This is a genomic window from Mesorhizobium sp. M8A.F.Ca.ET.165.01.1.1 (genome assembly GCF_004792065.1).
In the GTDB taxonomy this organism is placed as follows: Bacteria; Pseudomonadota; Alphaproteobacteria; order Rhizobiales; family Rhizobiaceae; genus Mesorhizobium.
On the sequence record NZ_SRTH01000021.1, the window covers coordinates 26,252 to 42,691 of the forward strand.

The following is a 16,440-nucleotide window of genomic DNA, read 5'->3' on the forward strand; positions in this document are numbered from 1 at the left end:
GCCTTCAGAGATCGTGGCCGGAATAGGAGCAGTTGAACGATTTGTTGCACAGCGGGAAGTCGGCGACGATGTTTCCCTCGATCGCAGCCTCAAGAAGCGGCCATTGAAACCACGACGGATCACGCAGGTGACAGCGCTCCACCAAGCCGCCCTTGCCGATGCGCAGCCAGGCCAGAATGTCGCCCCGGAAACCTTCGACAAGCGCCATGCCTTCATGCGGCCCGCCTGTCTGCGCGAAGTCGACACGGATCGGCCCATCTGGCAGTTGTGCCAGGATTTGCTCGACCAGGGATAGGCTCTGTTCAACCTCGTGGATACGAATCCAGACACGGGCGTTCACATCGCCCTCCTGGAGGACAGGCACATCGAAGGCGAGCTTGTCATAGGGTGGATAGGCGACATTGCGGCGGGCATCGAAGTCCCGGCCGGAGGCCCGCCCGACATACCCTCCAGCACGATATTGTCGAGCAAGCTCCGCCTTCAGCCGGCCAGTTGCGACTGTCCGATCCTGGAGCGACGCCGTGTTGTCGTAGAGTTCGACCAGTGCGGGAAACCGCCGCCTGATCTCTGCGATCAGAGACCTGACCGCTGTCGCCCCCTCATCGCTGAGGAAGCTTGCCACCCCTCCCGGCACGATGCGGTCGCGCATCAAACGATGGCCGAAGGCGATATCGCTTGCCCGCAACACACGCTCACGCAGCACTCCGCAGTGGGCATGCATCAGGGCGAAGGCGGCGTCATTGCAAATGGCTCCGATGTCGCCCAGATGGTTGGCCAGACGCTCCAGCTCGGCCATGAGCGCTCTCAACCAGGTTGCTCGTGAGGGAATCTCGACACCCAGCGCCGTTTCGACCGCGCGGGCAAAAGCCAGTGAATACGCCACGGTGCTGTCGCCAGAGGTCCTGCCCGCCAGTTTGGCTGCACGGTCGATATCGGACCCCGCCATCAAGCCTTCTATGCCCTTGTGCGTGTATCCGAGGCGCTCCTCCAGCCGGACGACCGTTTCGCCGCTCGCTGTAAATCGAAAATGCCCTGGCTCGATGATGCCGGCATGCACGGGCCCGACCGGAATCTGATGCAGGCTTTCCCCCTCGGCTGACAGGAAAGGGTACGGGGACACCGTTGCAGCAGACGTCCGGACGTGGGTATTCAATGGATAGCTGACACCCCAGTGGCCATGATCAAGCCACGGTCGCGTATCAGGCGCGCCTTGTGGCAAGAGGCCGAACAGGTCAGCGGCCGCACGTTCGAGACGCAATGCCGGCGGATGCAGCCGCCCGACCGACGGGTAGCGGCCGTCCGGGCATTTCAGGCTGACAACGCCGATGTCCCCGGCGTTGTCATCAAGAAGCGCCATGTGGACGACGCTTGGCTCACCCCAAAGACCGAGCAAGCTCCAGTGACTCACGACCAGCTTTTCAACAGCAAAGTTCCATATTTGGGGGGTCACCACGGCGCGTGGCCAGGGGAGATGCTTTTTTACACGTCGGCCATCAAGTATGAGATCGATCAGCTCGGGCATGGTTTTTTTCTCATCCCAGGATACTTGCGACATGCTGGAACCATGTGACCAGCGATGGCGGCAGATAGATGCCGGCGGCAAATACCAGCGCCAAGTGGGAATACATCGGTATGTAGGACGCCTCGGCGGGTGCGGTGCTGCCGCGCGGTTCGCCGAAAGCGACGCCGGTCAGTCGAAGCAGCAGGGCTCCGAAAGCGAGCGGAATCCCGAACACCAACGGCATCGCCAGGAGGGGGTGTCTGGCAAATGTCGAACTCACGACCAGGAATTCGCTCATGAAGATGCCGAGCGGAGGGAGGCCGGCAATGGCAACAACCCCGATGACGAGCGCCCAGCCAAGCCCCGGATGCGTCTCTGTCAGCCCCCGGATCTCGGCTATGTTCTGTGTTCCCTTGACCTGGGCAATGTGGCCTACCGTAAAAAAGATCGCCGACTTGGTCAGGCTGTGCATGACCATGTGCAGCAGACCGGCAAAATTGGCGAGCGGGCCACCCATGCCGAAAGCGAACACGATGATGCCCATGTGCTCGATCGAAGAGTACGCGAACAGACGTTTGATGTCGCGGCGGCGGTAGAGCATGAAGGCCGCGAAAACAAGCGACGTCAGCCCCATCGTGATCATCAATGGCCCAGGCGCGATCGCTTCGGGGCTAGCCGCAAGCAGCAGCTTGAAGCGCAGCACGGCATAGAGCGCGACGTTCAACAGCAGGCCTGACAGCACCGCGGAAATCGGCGTCGGGCCTTCCGCGTGCGCATCCGGCAGCCAGGCATGCAAGGGCGCAAGGCCAACCTTCGTACCGTAGCCGAGCAGCAGGAAAACGAAGGCGACATTCAGCAAGGCCGGGTCGAAGTGCGCCGCATGCTCGATGAGCACCGTCCAGACCATGGCATTCGTGCCCTCGCCGACAACCGGCTGCGCGGCCATATAGACGAGGATGGTACCGAAGAGCGCAAGCGCGATGCCGACGCTTCCCAGAATGAAATATTTCCAGGCGGCTTCCAGCGCTTCGTGCGTGCGGTAGATCCCGACCATGAGCACGGTGGTCAGTGTGGCAAGCTCCACCGCCACCCACATCAGGCCGATATTGTTCGACACGAACGCCAGGTTCATGCCGAACATCATGATCTGGTACATCGCGTGATAAAATCGCAAGTTTGGTACGGTCAGCCGCCCTGTCTCGAGCTCGTGCGCAATGTAGGAGGCGCTGAAGACGCTCGTCGTGAAACCGACGAATGCGTTGAGCACGATGAAGACGATATTGAGATCGTCGACGAGCAGGTATTGGCCCGGCAGCGGCCGATCCATGACGAAGAGCGACACCGCGGCGAGCAAGGTCAGCAAGCTCGCGCCGACATTGAGGCCCGCCGATATCCGGTAGTTCGGCAGCGACGCCAGAAGTGCAGCCGCGCTGGCCGGTATCAGCAAAACGGCAGCCACCGCATCGAGGGATAACGCGGTCAACGGTGTTCTCCCCTGTAATCGTCGAGCGCGCCGACATCCACCGAGTCGAACCGCTCGCGTATACGGAACAGGAAAACCCCGATGACGATGAAGGCGATCAGGATCGAGAAGGCGACACTTATCTCGACGACCAGCGGCATGCCCTTTGCCCCCGTGGCGGCAAGGACCAGACCGTTCTCGAGCGACATGAATCCGACAACCTGGCTCACGGCATTCCGGCGGGTGACCATCACCAGAAGGCCCAGCAGTATGATGGACAGCGCGAAGGCCAGGTCCTCGCGGGCGAGGGGGTCAGCTTCGGGCGTGACGCGTAGCATCAACACCATGGACAGGGCCACCAGGCCTATTCCCGCAAGCATCGTCGGACCGATCCCGACGGCTGTCTCGATGTCGCGATGGATACCGAGCCGCTGGATGATGCGATGAAGCCCGACGGGAATGACGATCGCCTTGAAAACGAGAGCGATCGCCGCGGTGACGTAGAGATGATGGGCGTCCTGAATGTATGCCTGCCAGGCTACCGACAGCGCAAGCACGACGGCATGCAGCGCAAAGACGTTGATCAGCGCGAAAAGGCGATCCTGATAGAGCATCATGAAGCTGACCAGCACCAGGCCGCCGGCGAGCAAATGAGCGATGTCGAAGGTGAGACCGTTCATCACAGACTCCGCGAGACGAACAGCAGGAGCGTGCCGAGCAGCGCCAGCATGAGTGCGGCGCCCAAAAAATCCGGGACGCGGAAGACGCGCATCTTGGCGATCGCAGTCTCAAACACGGCGAGCAGAATGCCGCAGACGGCAAGCTTGCCGATATAGGCAACGACACCTGGAGCAAGGGATTCCGGTCCTGCCTCGGCGGTCGCCTGTCCCCAAGATAGGAAGACGCAGCAAATCAGCGACATATAGAGCAGGAGCTTGAGGAAGGCCGCGAACTCGATCATCGCCAGATGGCGACCTGAATATTCCAGCACCATCGCCTCGTGAACCATGGTGAGTTCCAGATGGGTCGATGGGTTGTCCACTGGTATGCGGGCGTTTTCGGCGACCGCCACCATCACCAGGGCGATGAGGGACATCCCGAGCGATACCCGCAGCCCAACTTGCGGCGAGCCCATGAAGGCGGCGACCGTGGACAGCTGCGTCGCTCCGGCAACAAGCGCCAGGCTGAACACGATCAGAAGCATTGCGGGCTCGGCCAGGGAAGCGATCATGACCTCGCGGCTCGAACCTATGCCGCCAAAGCTGGTGCCGACGTCCATCCCCGCCAGCGCCAGGAAGAACCGAGCGCTTCCGAGCAGTGCAACGATGGCTATGAGATCCGCAGTCCAACTGAAGGTGAGCCCGGTAGCGAATGTCGGGATGAGCGCAGCCGCGACCCAGGTCGTGGCGAAGATCAGATAGGGCGTCACGCGAAACAGCCAGGAGGCGTTATCCGCCAGGACGACCTCCTTGCGCATGAGCCGTAGGAGGTCGCGATAGGGCTGGACGAGAGAGGGACCCTGGCGCCGCAGAAGTCTCGCCTTCACCTTGCGCACGAAGCCAGTCAGGAGTGGCGCCAGTAAAAGCACCAGGATCATCTGTGCGCCCTGAACGGCCAACTCAAGGATCAGGGCCATAGTGCGAGCACCAGGAGCAAGACAACGAGAAAGAGAAAGACGAGGGTCAGGTAGCGCCTGATCGTCAGGAACTGGAGATGGTTCAGGTGGTCGGTCGCAAAGTCGAGGGCCTTGCCGATGGGCAGATACAGCGTCTCCCAGATCACATCATGCATTTCGACATCGAGGCGAGCCGGACCGGTTTGGCCGGGGGGCGGCATTTCGACGGTTTCCCTCGCACGGAAAGCGAACGTGCCGAAGACGCGGCGGATAGGCTGTGCGAAGCTGACGGCCGTGTATTGCGAGCTTGGGGTCACATCCGCGAAGCCACAACCCCAGGCAGGACCCCGACGGATTGCATGCGACGCGAAACGGTGGATGACATATGCTGCGGCGGATGCTGAAAACGCAATGAACAGAAACACCAGCAGGCCGTTGTAGGAACTGCGGCTTGTCGCAATCGGCACGATCGACAGCCAGGGCTGCGCCATTTGCACGGGCATCCGGCTGCCAATCAGCGGGAGAGTCACCGATGATAGGCCGTCTATTACAAGACCTGGAACGATGCCGGCAAGCAGACACAGGGCCGCGAGGCTGAACATTGCAGTCAGCGAGTAGCGGTCGACCTCGTGCGCCGGTTCCACCGCGGCCGAGCGCGGCCTGCCGAGGAATGTGATCCCGAACGCCTTCACGAAGCAGGCCGCGGCCAGCGCCGCCGAGAGTGCCAGCAGACCACCGACGGCGGGCACCATGACCTTCAGTCCCCATTGTGGCAGGTCGGGGCTCTGCAATATGGCCTGGAAGGCTAGCCATTCGGAGACGAACCCGTTGAAGGGTGGAAGAGCCGAGATCGCGACGCAGCCGACGAGAAAGGCAAAACTTGTAAGGGGCATGCGATGGATGAGGCCGCCCAGCTTCTCCATGTCACGCTCACCGGTTGCCGTCAGCACGGCGCCCGCGCCAAAAAACAGCAGGCTCTTGAAGAAGGAATGGTTGAGGACGTGGAACAGCGCGGCGGTGAGCGCCAGCGCCGCGGCCGATGGCATGGCATTCGCCCTGAATGCTAGCGCAAGGCCAAGGCTCACGAAGATGACGCCGACATTTTCAATGGTGCTATAGGCAAGCAGCCGCTTCAGGTCCTTTTCCATCAGCGCGTAGAGGATGCCGAGAGCCGCCGTCAGGCCGCCGAGGAAAAGCACAACAACGCCTGACCACCATGCCGGCTCGCCGAGGAGGTCGAAAATAACGCGTATGAAACCATAGACGGCGACCTTGGTCATGACGCCGCTCATCAGAGCCGAGACGTGGCTCGGCGCGGCCGGGTGAGCGAGTGGCAGCCAAACGTGCAGCGGTACGAGGCCAGCCTTGGAGCCTGCGCCCAGCAGCATAAGAGCCAGGACGAAAGCGGTGGCGAGCGGGGTGGGGGAGGCGGCACGCATCGCTTCGAACGTGTAGTTCCCGCCAGGGCCTGACAGGAGACCGAACGCAAGCAGCAGTGCGAGCGTTCCGAAACTCGCCATCACGAGATAGATGTAGCCCGCCCGCGCATTGTCCTGTTCGCGATGGTGCGCCATGACGAGCGCCCAGGAGGCGAGCGACATGAATTCCCAGGACAGCAGAAAGGTGAAGGCGTCGTCTGCCATCACGACAAGGTTCATTGCGGCAAGGAAGGCCGGGAAGAACGGCAGCACGCGATGCGGCGCGGACTCGTGCCTGCCGTAGCCGAGGCCGTAAAGACTGGCCATGGCGCCGCCGAAATTGACGACGGCAAGGAAGAAAGTCGAGAGCGCATCCAAGCGGAAATGAGCGCCAATCCATGGCAACCCAAGAGGCAGCGCGGCAGTCGACGGGGTGACGGGATCATTGGCGATGCGGCTCGCGAGAACCAGGAGCACGGCCGCCGATATGCCTAGCGTCAAGCCGTAGATCAGGCGTGTTCCCGAGCCAGATCTACGGCTTTCCGAAACCGCAAGCACCGCGGTCCCCAAGAGCGCAGCAACGCCCCACAGGAGGACCGCGGCGCTCGAAATCACGCCACGCTCCTCACGGGGAGTTTGGCGTCCGTATCGATCCCGCCCAGAATTTTGGCGGGATCAAAATCTGCTTTCAGTCGCACGCCGCGCCCACCGATTTGGCTGGAGGCGCCTTCAGCAATCAATTCCACGCCGGCAAGGTCAAGAGCCCCAATCAGCTTCATGAGGGAATCGACGTTGCCCCGGATAATCGACTCGCTGGCCTCCATGCGCTGGATTGTCGGCACCGAAAGGCCGGACAATTCGGCAAGCCTACGCTGGTCGATGCCAAGGAGCGCCCTCGCGGCACGCAACTGTGGAGCAGTTATCACGGTCGCATCCCCTTTTCGATCAGCTTTGACGTATTATCTCTAAGCGCTGCAGCATATATTAAAATGCGGCGCATTCAAATAATGATGCGTGACGCATCTGTCTCGAAGTTGTAGAAAACTGGGAGATACGAGTTGGGAGGCGCTGAGCCTCGCCGATTGGTTGCCCTGCAACTGGAAGCGGAGCCTGCTGCGATGAGGGAGGAATCCCTGGGCTCCGCGTGAGTGCTGACAGAAAGAAAGTTCGTGAAACCGGCGGCACAGCGGACTTAGGAACTTAGCTGTGATGACAAGGTCATGATCCGGGTTGCGAAATATCATTCCGATTTCGGCAACATCGAGGTTTTGCGGGCCAAGGACTCCGGTTCGTTCATTTATCGCCAAGGTGGCTGCTATCAAAGTGAGTGCGATCCGACTGGCGTCAGCGTCGTGCCCTATATCCACGCGATCTTTGGCCTCCTCGCGCAAGCGCAGGCGTCCGATGTCCTGATGATCGGTTGTGGCGGCGGCAGCCTGGGGACGATGCTGGATAGGGTTGGTGTGCGTGTCACGATCGTCGACATCAACCCGAAGGCTTTCCAGATCGCCCAGAAATATTTTGGACTACCCCGTGGAGTTCGCTGTTGCATCTCCGACGGGCGGGATTTTCTGCGCGCCGGCCGTCATCGCTACGATGCGATTGTTCTGGACGCATATTCCGGGAGGCGCATTCCAGACCACTTGTGTGCCGAGACATTCTTCGGCTTGGCGCAGACGCGTCTCAGCTCGTCCGGTATTCTGATCGGGAACGTTCATGCTCGACACGACCTTGACATCATGCCGGATCGTGTTGCTGCCAAACTCAGTAATATCTGGGAGAACGTGAGACTGCTCGACACGCGCGGTATTCCGGATCGCAACGCGCTCGTCATGGCGGGTAAGGTGCGGGACCTCGTCCAGCCAATATTGTTGATACCGCCGGCGGTCGGAGCCGACGAGATCGCAAATGACCTCAGCCAATTGGTGTTCAGGCCTTGGCGCTAGCGCAACAGACAGCGTAATCCTTGGGGTGCGACCGGGCAGGTGCAAAAACTCCGCTGAGCTACTGCCAGAGTTGCTTCATGCGAACGGAGATATCTTCCAGGACTGGCATGGAGGCCAGCACGAGGAGAATGGCTGCGAGAAACAGCGTCGCTGCAAAGCCAATGTGCTTGAAACCCACAGCGCCGATGACACCGCCGACAAAGAACAATGCGACAAGCGATGCAAGCAGTCTCAGCTTTCTTCGATCTGCCTTCACGAACAGCTCGTCCGAGTCACTTCTTGAGATGTTCCAATAAAGCAGCTTGCCGAGTTCGATGCCCATGTCCGTCACCAGGCCAGTGATATGCGTCGTCCGGATTCTGGCTTCCGATAGCTTTGTAATGATGGCGTTCTGCAACCCCATGATGAAGCAAAGCAGCATCACCGTCATTGGTACAAAAAGCGCTTCATGACGCGCGAGATGGCCGCCGAGAAGGCCGAAACAGATCAGCAGGATCGCTTCCAGGACAAGCGGAAACGCATATTCGCTCTGCAGGTGCTGCCGTCGCCCCCAATTGATCAGCATCGCTGAACAGGCCGCACCTAAGACAAACGACAACAAGGCTCCGAATCCGGAAAGCGCGAGTTCGACGTTGCCGAGCGCCAAGTGATCAGCCATCAACGAAACGATGCCTGACATATGGGACGTATACTGCTGGACCGCCAGAAATCCTCCAGCATTGGCCGCCCCCGCGATAAAGGTCAGGAAACGGGCGAGATGTCGATCGGTCCTGTCGCTTCGTTCCTTCCCGGCAAGCCGACGCAGATAGAGGATCATGGGCGAACCCTGCCTTTCCGTGTGGAAAAGCGGAACCACAAGTTGACGTGCAGGGAGAGGCTCATTGGGTGTTTCTGGAAGGAAAAGGAGACGAAAGACGGTGATTGCGCGGGCGCCGGAGGTCCACTTTGTATGGTCTAGTTCGGCTTGCCCAATAGCGTGTCCGGATGCCGGAACCTCACGCCACGACCACCATCGTCGCTGCGCATATGTTCGCTGAGAAGTTCAACGCCGGCGCGGTTCAGCGCGTTGATCACTTTCATCAAACTGTCGACAACGCCTCGCACATTCCCTTGGCTGGCCTCCATTCGTTGGATCGTTGGCAGCGAGACGCCTGCCATTTCCGCCAGGGTTTTCTGGTCGATGTTGAGAAGGGCGCGAGCGGCGCGAAGCTGGGAAGCCGTGATCATCGAGGAATCATCGTCTTGGTATGAGAAATGATATCCTCTATCGTATCATTGATGCATAAAACATCAATACAGGGCGAAAAAATAATGATTTGATCTTGGCAGGGAGAGCCTTGGCGACTATCCTGTGCCAATGACTCATCGTTACGAACCTTTTCAGGAGCCGACTGGCACCTGGGCCGTCAATGATGCTCGGACCGGGCGGCCCGCCGAGATGGGGAGTCGGACCATCGTTGGAATGAACCGACCCGATGCCGAGGAACTCGCCGATCTCCTCAACGGGCTGAATGCACAAAGGCAGGAAGTGAAACCATGAAGGTCAAAGACAGCAACGGCACACCTCTGAGTGACGGAGATTCCGTGACGCTCATTAAGGATCTCAAGGTCAAGGCGTGACCGCTGCTGTCTTTGCCGGGATAGGTGCTGCCGTGACCAGCACCGAAGATCACTGCGCGGGGCACCGTGCCATCGGCGAGGCGATCGGGCAAGCCTAGAAAGGAAGATCGAGTGGTCATTCTGATGGCCTTCAGTCCCGCCGACGCGTGATGAACGGATTGGGGCAGGTAGTTGCTTTGTATGCCGGATTCCATCGAGCGCATCCAGATCCATCGCATCCTGCGACCGGCGGAGGTGCGCTGATCCGACCCGGATACAGGAACAGAGCATCGCGCGGCACCGCCGCGTCATCTACAGTGATATGTTGGGTGCGGGCGGTCCGCAAAACGGATGTATAGTCTCGATCGACGCGTCGGTATCGGCGGCGTGCTCGAAAATCCGCTGCGAGGCCGCTGTGCGCAGCGTTAGGGGGGCTTCACTGCCTGGAAGCGTGCGAGGGTCGGGAGGTCGGGTGAAGATCTATGTTCCGAGTGTAGTGGAGGGGCAGGAATGGGTTCTTCCCGAACAAACCGACGACTACCGGCTATTCGCGACCCTCGGCGGCCGGAGCCAGAAGCGATGGCGTTCGCCCCGGATGAAATTCCTGCACGAGCAAGAAGACGGAACACCCCGGTTATATTCGGATTTTCCCTGGCTTGGCGAGCATGTGCTCATTCTGAGGGCCACGGCGTTGAAGTCGCTACGGCCGATTCTCGAACGGTATGGCGAATTCCTGTCGCTTCGTGGTGACGAGCCCATATGGCTCTTCAACGTCACCACTGTGGTCGATGCGCTGGACGAAGAGCGTTCAAGAATCGTCCGCTTTGACGATGGCGGCATCATGACGATCGAAAACCTCGTCCTTCGGGCGGAGGCTATCGGCGGGGCCGAGATATTCAAATTGCCGGAGCGTGCCGATGGCGTGCGAGTATCCGATATCTATCTGCAAGACACCATCGTGCGTCAGATCGGAGAACTCGGGCTCAAAGGCATCGCCTTTGAGTTGGTCTGGAATGACGAAACGGTCGGTCGCGACAGGATCGAATACCGCGGCGTGGAGCGTGCACCTGTCTCATCCGCGAATTCGCTCAGAAGTTTTTGGGCCGGTCTGTGTCGGAAGGCAGGTCTGTAAGGCAGGGCTGCGAGATGGATTCGAGACGCTTTCACGTTGCGACAAAAGTCGCATAAGATAGATTATGGAACTAGCGTACGGGGCGTAACCCCGGAATTGCTGCGGTTTCGGCCCTTGGCGGGCAACCATCGTGGACGGCACTCTAGCGGCACTTCACGACCTCGAACCCATCGCCCAACGTTCGAGCGGCGACTGGAAAAGCCGACTGAGCAGCTTTCTCTATCGCTTTGACTCGTAAGGAATTTCGATCACCATGCCATCATAGGCCGGCACCACGTGGTCGGGAGTCTCGGTCATCACCGTGGCGTAATCTAGCGGCACATGCATGTGCGTCAGCACGGCATTTCTGGGCGCCAGCTTTTCGATCCAGGTAAGTGCCTGGCTAAGCGACAGATGGCTGGGATGGGTATGGTATTGCAGCGCGTCGATAATCAGCACATCGAGGCCGCGCAGCCGCTCGACGGTGGCATCGGGAAAATCGCTGATATCGGGACAGTAGGCGAGCCCGCCGATGCGGAAACCCAGCGAAATGATGTCGCCATGGATCTGGGGCAGCGGCTCGAAGGTGAGGGCACCCCCCTCTCCTTCGATCACAACCGGCCTGGCATGGTCGATGATGTGGGCGTCGACGATCGGCGGATAGGAACTGCCTGGCGGCGTCTCGAAGCAATAGCCGAACGCCTCGCGCAGCCGCAGCATGGTCGGCTCGTCGGCATGGATGGCGATGCGATGCCGTTGTTCCAGCACATAGCCGCGCAAATCGTCGATGCCGTGGATGTGGTCGGCGTGCGGATGCGTGTAGATCACGCCATCGATGCGCCTGACTGAAGCCATCAGCATCTGCTCGCGGAAATCCGGCCCGGTGTCGATGACGACCGTGGTGCGGCCGCCATCGGCGGCAATGCGCTCGACAAGCGCGGCCGTGCGCATGCGCCGGTTCCTGGGATTGGTGGGGTCGCAATTGCCCCAGTCGCCGGTGATGCGTGGCGTGCCTGGCGACGATCCACAGCCGAGAATGGTCAGGCGCAGCCGGTCGCTCATGCCTCAGGCGCCCGCTGGTCCGGGCGTGGCATTTTTCGAAACAGCCGAAAGAAATTGTTGGTCGTCAACGCTGCGATTTCAGCCTCGCTGATGCCAATTGTTTCAGCCAGCACCTTGGCGGTCTGCGCGACATAGGCCGGCTCATTTCGCTTGCCGCGAAACGGTACCGGCGCCAGATATGGCGCGTCCGTCTCGACCAGCAGCCGGTCATGCGGCACATCGGCGGCGATGGCGCGCAATTCGGCTGAGTTCTTGAAAGTCAGGATGCCCGAGAACGACACATAGCCGCCTAACGACACGCCAATTTCGGCGAGCCGCCGTCCCGACGAAAAGCAATGCAGGATGAACGGGAAGGCGCCCTTCCCCGTCTCGTCCTCGAGAATGGCGGCCATGTCATCGTCGGCATCGCGCGAGTGGATGACGAGAGGCAGCCCGGTCTCGCGGGCTGCGGCGATATGAGCGCGAAAACCCTGCGCCTGCGCCTCGCGAGGTGCCTTGTCGTAGAAAAAATCGAGCCCCGCTTCACCGATCGCCACCACCTTCGGGTGAGCAGACAGGCGGACAAGGTCGGCCGTGGTGACGTCGAGCTCCTCGGCGGCATTGTGCGGATGGGTACCGACAGAGCAATAGACTTCGTCGAAAGTCTCCGCGATCTCAAGGATTTGCTGAAACCGCTTCACGCGCGTGGAGATCGTCACCATGCGGCCGATACCGGCCGCCTTGGCGCGGGCGACAATGGCCGCCCGCTCCTCGGCAAAGTCCGGAAAGTCCAGATGACAATGGCTGTCTACGAGCATCAGGCGTTCGCGTCCGTCTGTTCGACATAGCGCGGAAACACGCCCTCCGGCGCAGGCAGCTGCGTGCCGGACACAAGCGCATGGTCGGCGTGGACATGCACGAAATCGCGACTGTCCGCCGGCACCGCCAGGAGGTCGAGCAGCTTGCCGGCCGAGCCCGGAATGAAGGGCTGGCATAGAACCGCCACGCGCCGGACCACTTCGGCCGTCGTCCACAGCACCGTTTCCATGCGCTCCGGATTGGTTTTCTTGAGCGCCCAGGGTTCCTGCCCGGCGAAATACCGGTCCGCTTCCGCAACCACGCCGAAGATCGCCGCCAGTGCCAGATGGATGCCTTGCTCAGCCATTGCCTTGCGCGCGGTGACGAGGGCGTCGATCGCCTGATCCAGGATCACCTTGTCGGCTTCCGCCATATCGCCGCGCTTCGGCACCACGCCGCCGCAATTCTTGGCGATCATCGACAGCGAGCGCTGCGCCAGATTGCCGAGACCATTGGCCAGATCCGCATTGGTGCGATTGACGATCGCTTCATGGCTGTAGCTGCCGTCCTGCCCGAACGGCACTTCGCGCAGGAAGAAGTAGCGCACCTGGTCGAGGCCGTAATGCTCGACCATGGTGAACGGGTCGATGACGTTGCCGACCGACTTCGACATCTTCTCGCCGCGGTTGAACAGGAAGCCGTGGCCGAAGACACGCTTCGGCAGCGGAATGCCGGCCGACATCAAAAAGGCCGGCCAATAAACCGCGTGGAAGCGCACAATGTCCTTGCCGATGATGTGCGCATCGGCCGGCCAAAAACGCCAATTATCAGCCTTTTCATCGGGATAGCCGACGCCGGTGATGTAGTTGGTCAGCGCGTCGACCCACACATACATGACATGCTTTTCGTCGCCAGGTACCGGCACGCCCCAGTCGAATGTGGTGCGCGACATCGACAGGTCCTTCAGTCCCGACTTGACGAAGCTCATCACCTCGTTGCGTCGCTCGGCCGGGCCAATGAAGTCGGGCTGGCCTTCGTAAAGCGCAATGAGCTTGTCCTGATAGGCCGACAGCCGGAAAAAGTAGCTCTCTTCCTCGACCCATTCGACCGGCGTTCCCTGCGGCCCGTAGCGGACATTGTCGGGACGGACCTCGGTCTCCTCCTCGCCGTAATAGGCTTCGTCGCGCACCGAGTACCAGCCGGCATAGCCGCCTTTGTAGACGTCGCCATTGGCGGCCATCGCCTTCCAGATCGCCTGCGAAGCCGCGTAATGCCGCTCCTCGGTGGTGCGGATGAAATCGTCGTTGGAGGCGTTGAGCGCGGTCGCCATGCGCTTGAACTCGGCCGAGTTGCGGTCGGCCAGTTCGCGCGCCGAAATGCCTTCGCGCTTGGCCGTCTGCAGCATCTTGATGCCGTGCTCGTCGGTGCCGGTGAGGAAGAAGACCTGCTTGCCGTCAAGCCGCTGGAAGCGGGCAAGCGCGTCCGTGGCGATCAACTCGTAGGCATGGCCGATATGCGGCTTGCCGTTAGGATAGGAAATCGCGGTCGTGATGTAGAATGTGTCGCGTGACATGAATGAACCGTCATGAATGTCTGAATGGGAGCCGTGGCGGTGGATATCGCATCGGAATGGCGATTGCCATCCCGAGACCAATGCATGCCGCCCAAAAGTCGCCCCGGTTTCCGGGGGCAACGGCATGCACCAAAAAAGGCCGTCACATTCGCATTGCAGAATTCAGGCGGTCGGTCATGGTCAGGACGTGCTGCTTCTTGTCGAGATTGCGGGGTGTCGGTCTCAAATATAACGTCCAAGGCCTCATGCCAAGTCCAGACCGCCTGCCTGACCTGCGCATTCATCACCATGGTCCAGCGGCAAGCCGTTGCAAAGTCGGGCAACGTTCCCTTAGGGTCGTGACGGGCAAAGGCAGACCTGCATGGCCACGACCACACAATATGATCCGCGACCGAATCTCGATCTGCGCTTGCGCCAGGCCGGCGCGAGCAAAACCGTCTACGCCCTCGTCACCTCCGAGATCGAGGCGGTAAAGGCCGAATTGCTCGGCAACAATACCGGAAATGGCCCTGATCCGGTCCGTGCGGCCTATCTCGATCAGTTTCGCCATGCCTGGACCGGAAAGCAGAACGCGCTGCACAAACGGTTCTTCGACACCTGGCTCGGTTGGGCGAAGCCGATGGCGCCGTTGAACACGGCTGACTTTCCATTCAGCTATCCGACCGCGGGTGCAAGCGAGCCGCTTTTTCACCTGATTGCCGATTACGGCAACCGCGCGCGCCTCGATGGGTTCTCCCCTCGCCTTGCAATCTTTCGTGGCGAGTATGAGGGCTACAGAGCCTATGCTGAAGCCTGCGGCATTCCGGTGACGGAATATGACCGCCACGACTGGCGCGATACGGCCGACACCATCGATCCCCAGCATCTGCTGTGTCTCAGCCAACCCTCGGCCATTGACGGAATGGTATGGCCCGAAGCCAACGCATTTCTTCGCCGGCTCAGCGGGCGCGCGAACCCGGCCCAGGTCGTCTTGGATTTGACCTATGTCGGGGCAACCGCCGAGCCACCGTCGGAAACGATCCTCGCCGACGCCCCTTGCGTGAGTGCCGTGGTGATCAGCCTGTCCAAACCGTTCGGCACCTATTACGACCGCATAGGCGGTGTGTTTTGCCGATCGGAGAATCTCGGCCTGTTCGGCAATCAATGGTTCAAGAACCTGACGTCGCTGCAACTGGGAATCCGGCTGATGGAGCGGTTTGACGTGTTCGCCATGGCGCGCCGCTACGGCGCGGTTCAACATGGCGCTGCAGAACATGCCGGCCAGGCTCTCGGCCTCGCCCTGGTGCCGGCGGACGTCTTCATTCTTGCCCAGGCATCGGCAGGGGCGGACGGGGATTCGGACATGGCCTCCTACCTTACCCGCGCCCCTGGCGCGATCGGTGCTCGGCCCCGCCTGTGTCTCACGCCAGGCATGGCGGAGCGGATCGGCATGGCCCCTCCTGGACCGGTTTCATGAAGCATCTAATCCCGCTGGTCACCCGCGATGACGTCCATGCCCACTGCCTGGCTCACTGGAAAACGGATGCATTCCGATCCTCGCATCGCGAGGGCGGCTACATCTACGACGTCGTCGATCAGTACGCCCGCCTGCCGCGCTTCACCTGCGAGACCACCAACGACCGCCTGGAACGCGCGCACTTCTGCACCTGGTGGGGGCTGACGATGCGCCGGGACGACTATGCCGCCGCGGCCGTCGAGGATCTCTACATTCTGCATGAAATCTGGCACGCCGCGCACATGCCCTTCATACCGGGCATCGGGTTCGAGGCGTTCCACGGCAAGATGGAGCGCAACGAGCTGGAAGCGAGCGTCGCTTCCGAACTGCTGGTCTATTTCAAGATCGATGGACTGAGGGAAAGCGCGTTTCCGCATCCCATTTATGCGGACCGGTTTCTCAATGATCCGGCCATGCGGCTTCTATGGCGCGAGAACGAAGTCGTCGCCACCAACACGCTGCTCGAAGCGCGGCGAAACGTCATGTACTCGAAGCCCGAAGGCGACATGGACCTGAGCGAGCGCTGGATCCGCAAATTCACCATGCAGAACCGGCAATGGTCGATCGTCTGGGCCGACCGCTATCCCGACATCGAGGACCATATGCATCGGTTCCAGCAGATGGCACATGGCGGCGACAGGAAGGGGGCCGCCGACTTCCATGTCGACTGGATCGAAGCCGAGGCCGCCAGCGATGCCGTGGACCACATTCCTTTCCGCGACCAGGCGCTGCTGTTCGCCACGATCTATTGGGCCAATCGCGCCAAATATGATGCCGCGCTCAACGGTGCCGCGAGCAAGCCGGCGCGGATGACGATCTGAATAGCCCGGCCGCGATCCGGTCCAACGGCTGCCAACGGGTGGCGATTGCCGCCCCAGATG

The 16,440-nt window shown here is 60.7% G+C and carries 14 protein-coding genes and 3 pseudogenes; 5 read left to right on the forward strand and 12 right to left on the reverse strand.

Annotated features, from left to right (window positions below; translation table 11 throughout):
* Positions 1–4 precede the first annotated feature (4 nt).
* Genes EN808_RS31760 through EN808_RS31785 form a run of 6 tightly spaced genes read right to left on the reverse strand, consistent with a single transcriptional unit; the run spans position 5 to position 6,922 of the window.
* The gene (locus EN808_RS31760; protein ID WP_135917938.1) at positions 5–1,522 is read right to left on the reverse strand and encodes an NADH-quinone oxidoreductase subunit C; all 1,518 of its coding nucleotides are present in this window, start codon (positions 1,520–1,522) and stop codon (positions 5–7) included.
* Positions 1,523–1,532: 10 nt separating this feature from the next.
* Complete coding sequence (locus tag EN808_RS31765; protein WP_135917939.1) at positions 1,533–2,984, reverse strand: hydrogenase 4 subunit F; 1,452 nt, start codon at positions 2,982–2,984, stop codon at positions 1,533–1,535.
* Entirely contained in the window at positions 2,981–3,643 is a 663-nt protein-coding gene (locus EN808_RS31770; RefSeq protein WP_127872386.1) for a hydrogenase-4 component E, read from the reverse strand. Before EN808_RS31770 ends, EN808_RS31765 begins: the two co-directional genes overlap by 4 nt.
* Positions 3,643–4,599, reverse strand: a complete 957-nt coding sequence (locus tag EN808_RS31775) for an NADH-quinone oxidoreductase subunit H (protein ID WP_135917940.1) — start codon at positions 4,597–4,599, stop codon at positions 3,643–3,645. The genes EN808_RS31770 and EN808_RS31775 overlap by 1 nt, the downstream gene beginning before the upstream one ends.
* Positions 4,590–6,608: a hydrogenase 4 subunit B gene (gene hyfB, locus EN808_RS31780; protein ID WP_135917983.1), complete on the reverse strand. Its 2,019-nt coding sequence runs from the start codon at positions 6,606–6,608 to the stop codon at positions 4,590–4,592. The genes EN808_RS31775 and hyfB overlap by 10 nt, the downstream gene beginning before the upstream one ends.
* Positions 6,608–6,922: a helix-turn-helix transcriptional regulator gene (locus tag EN808_RS31785; RefSeq protein WP_127872387.1), complete on the reverse strand. Its 315-nt coding sequence runs from the start codon at positions 6,920–6,922 to the stop codon at positions 6,608–6,610. The genes hyfB and EN808_RS31785 overlap by 1 nt, the downstream gene beginning before the upstream one ends.
* A 294-nt stretch (positions 6,923–7,216) precedes the next feature.
* Between EN808_RS31785 and EN808_RS31790 the strand changes: the two genes are divergently transcribed.
* Positions 7,217–7,942 carry a fused MFS/spermidine synthase gene (locus EN808_RS31790; protein ID WP_135917941.1) on the forward strand — a complete coding sequence of 242 codons (726 nt, stop codon included), beginning with the start codon at positions 7,217–7,219 and terminating at the stop codon, positions 7,940–7,942.
* A gap of 76 nt (positions 7,943–8,018) precedes the next feature.
* On the opposite strand, the pseudogene EN808_RS31795 reads toward EN808_RS31790, so the two are convergent.
* Positions 8,019–8,759, reverse strand: a pseudogene (locus EN808_RS31795) (YoaK family protein); the annotation flags it as partial.
* 137 nt (positions 8,760–8,896) lie between these two features.
* Positions 8,897–9,169 carry a helix-turn-helix transcriptional regulator gene (locus EN808_RS31800; RefSeq protein WP_127280787.1) on the reverse strand — a complete coding sequence of 91 codons (273 nt, stop codon included), beginning with the start codon at positions 9,167–9,169 and terminating at the stop codon, positions 8,897–8,899.
* 309 nt (positions 9,170–9,478) lie between these two features.
* Here EN808_RS31800 and EN808_RS31805 point away from each other — a divergent pair.
* A pseudogene (locus EN808_RS31805) lies at positions 9,479–9,556 on the forward strand (PhnA domain-containing protein); the annotation flags it as partial.
* On the opposite strand, the pseudogene EN808_RS31810 reads toward EN808_RS31805, so the two are convergent.
* Positions 9,523–9,681, reverse strand: a pseudogene (locus EN808_RS31810) (agmatinase); the annotation flags it as partial. The pseudogenes EN808_RS31805 and EN808_RS31810 overlap by 34 nt on opposite strands.
* 332 nt (positions 9,682–10,013) lie before the next feature.
* Here EN808_RS31810 and EN808_RS31815 point away from each other — a divergent pair.
* Positions 10,014–10,673, forward strand: a complete 660-nt coding sequence (locus EN808_RS31815; protein ID WP_135917943.1) for a DUF1629 domain-containing protein — start codon at positions 10,014–10,016, stop codon at positions 10,671–10,673.
* A gap of 219 nt (positions 10,674–10,892) precedes the next feature.
* Here EN808_RS31815 and EN808_RS31820 read toward each other — a convergent pair whose 3' ends face one another.
* From EN808_RS31820 to metG, 3 genes are read right to left on the reverse strand one after another with little or no spacing between them, the layout of a single operon-like run.
* On the reverse strand, positions 10,893–11,714 hold the full coding sequence (locus tag EN808_RS31820) for an MBL fold metallo-hydrolase (protein WP_135917944.1): 822 nt from the start codon (positions 11,712–11,714) through the stop codon (positions 10,893–10,895).
* Positions 11,711–12,511 (reverse strand): TatD family hydrolase, encoded by an 801-nt coding sequence (locus EN808_RS31825; protein ID WP_127872393.1) that lies wholly within the window; start codon positions 12,509–12,511, stop codon positions 11,711–11,713. The genes EN808_RS31820 and EN808_RS31825 overlap by 4 nt, the downstream gene beginning before the upstream one ends.
* The gene (gene metG / locus EN808_RS31830; protein WP_135917945.1) at positions 12,511–14,064 is read right to left on the reverse strand and encodes a methionine--tRNA ligase; all 1,554 of its coding nucleotides are present in this window, start codon (positions 14,062–14,064) and stop codon (positions 12,511–12,513) included. The genes EN808_RS31825 and metG overlap by 1 nt, the downstream gene beginning before the upstream one ends.
* A gap of 409 nt (positions 14,065–14,473) precedes the next feature.
* Between metG and EN808_RS31835 the strand changes: the two genes are divergently transcribed.
* Both EN808_RS31835 and EN808_RS31840 read left to right on the forward strand, forming a co-directional pair.
* On the forward strand, positions 14,474–15,520 hold the full coding sequence (locus EN808_RS31835) for an aminotransferase class I/II-fold pyridoxal phosphate-dependent enzyme (RefSeq protein WP_135917946.1): 1,047 nt from the start codon (positions 14,474–14,476) through the stop codon (positions 15,518–15,520).
* Positions 15,517–16,380 (forward strand): hypothetical protein, encoded by an 864-nt coding sequence (locus EN808_RS31840; protein ID WP_135864831.1) that lies wholly within the window; start codon positions 15,517–15,519, stop codon positions 16,378–16,380. The genes EN808_RS31835 and EN808_RS31840 overlap by 4 nt, the downstream gene beginning before the upstream one ends.
* Positions 16,381–16,440 lie beyond the last annotated feature (60 nt).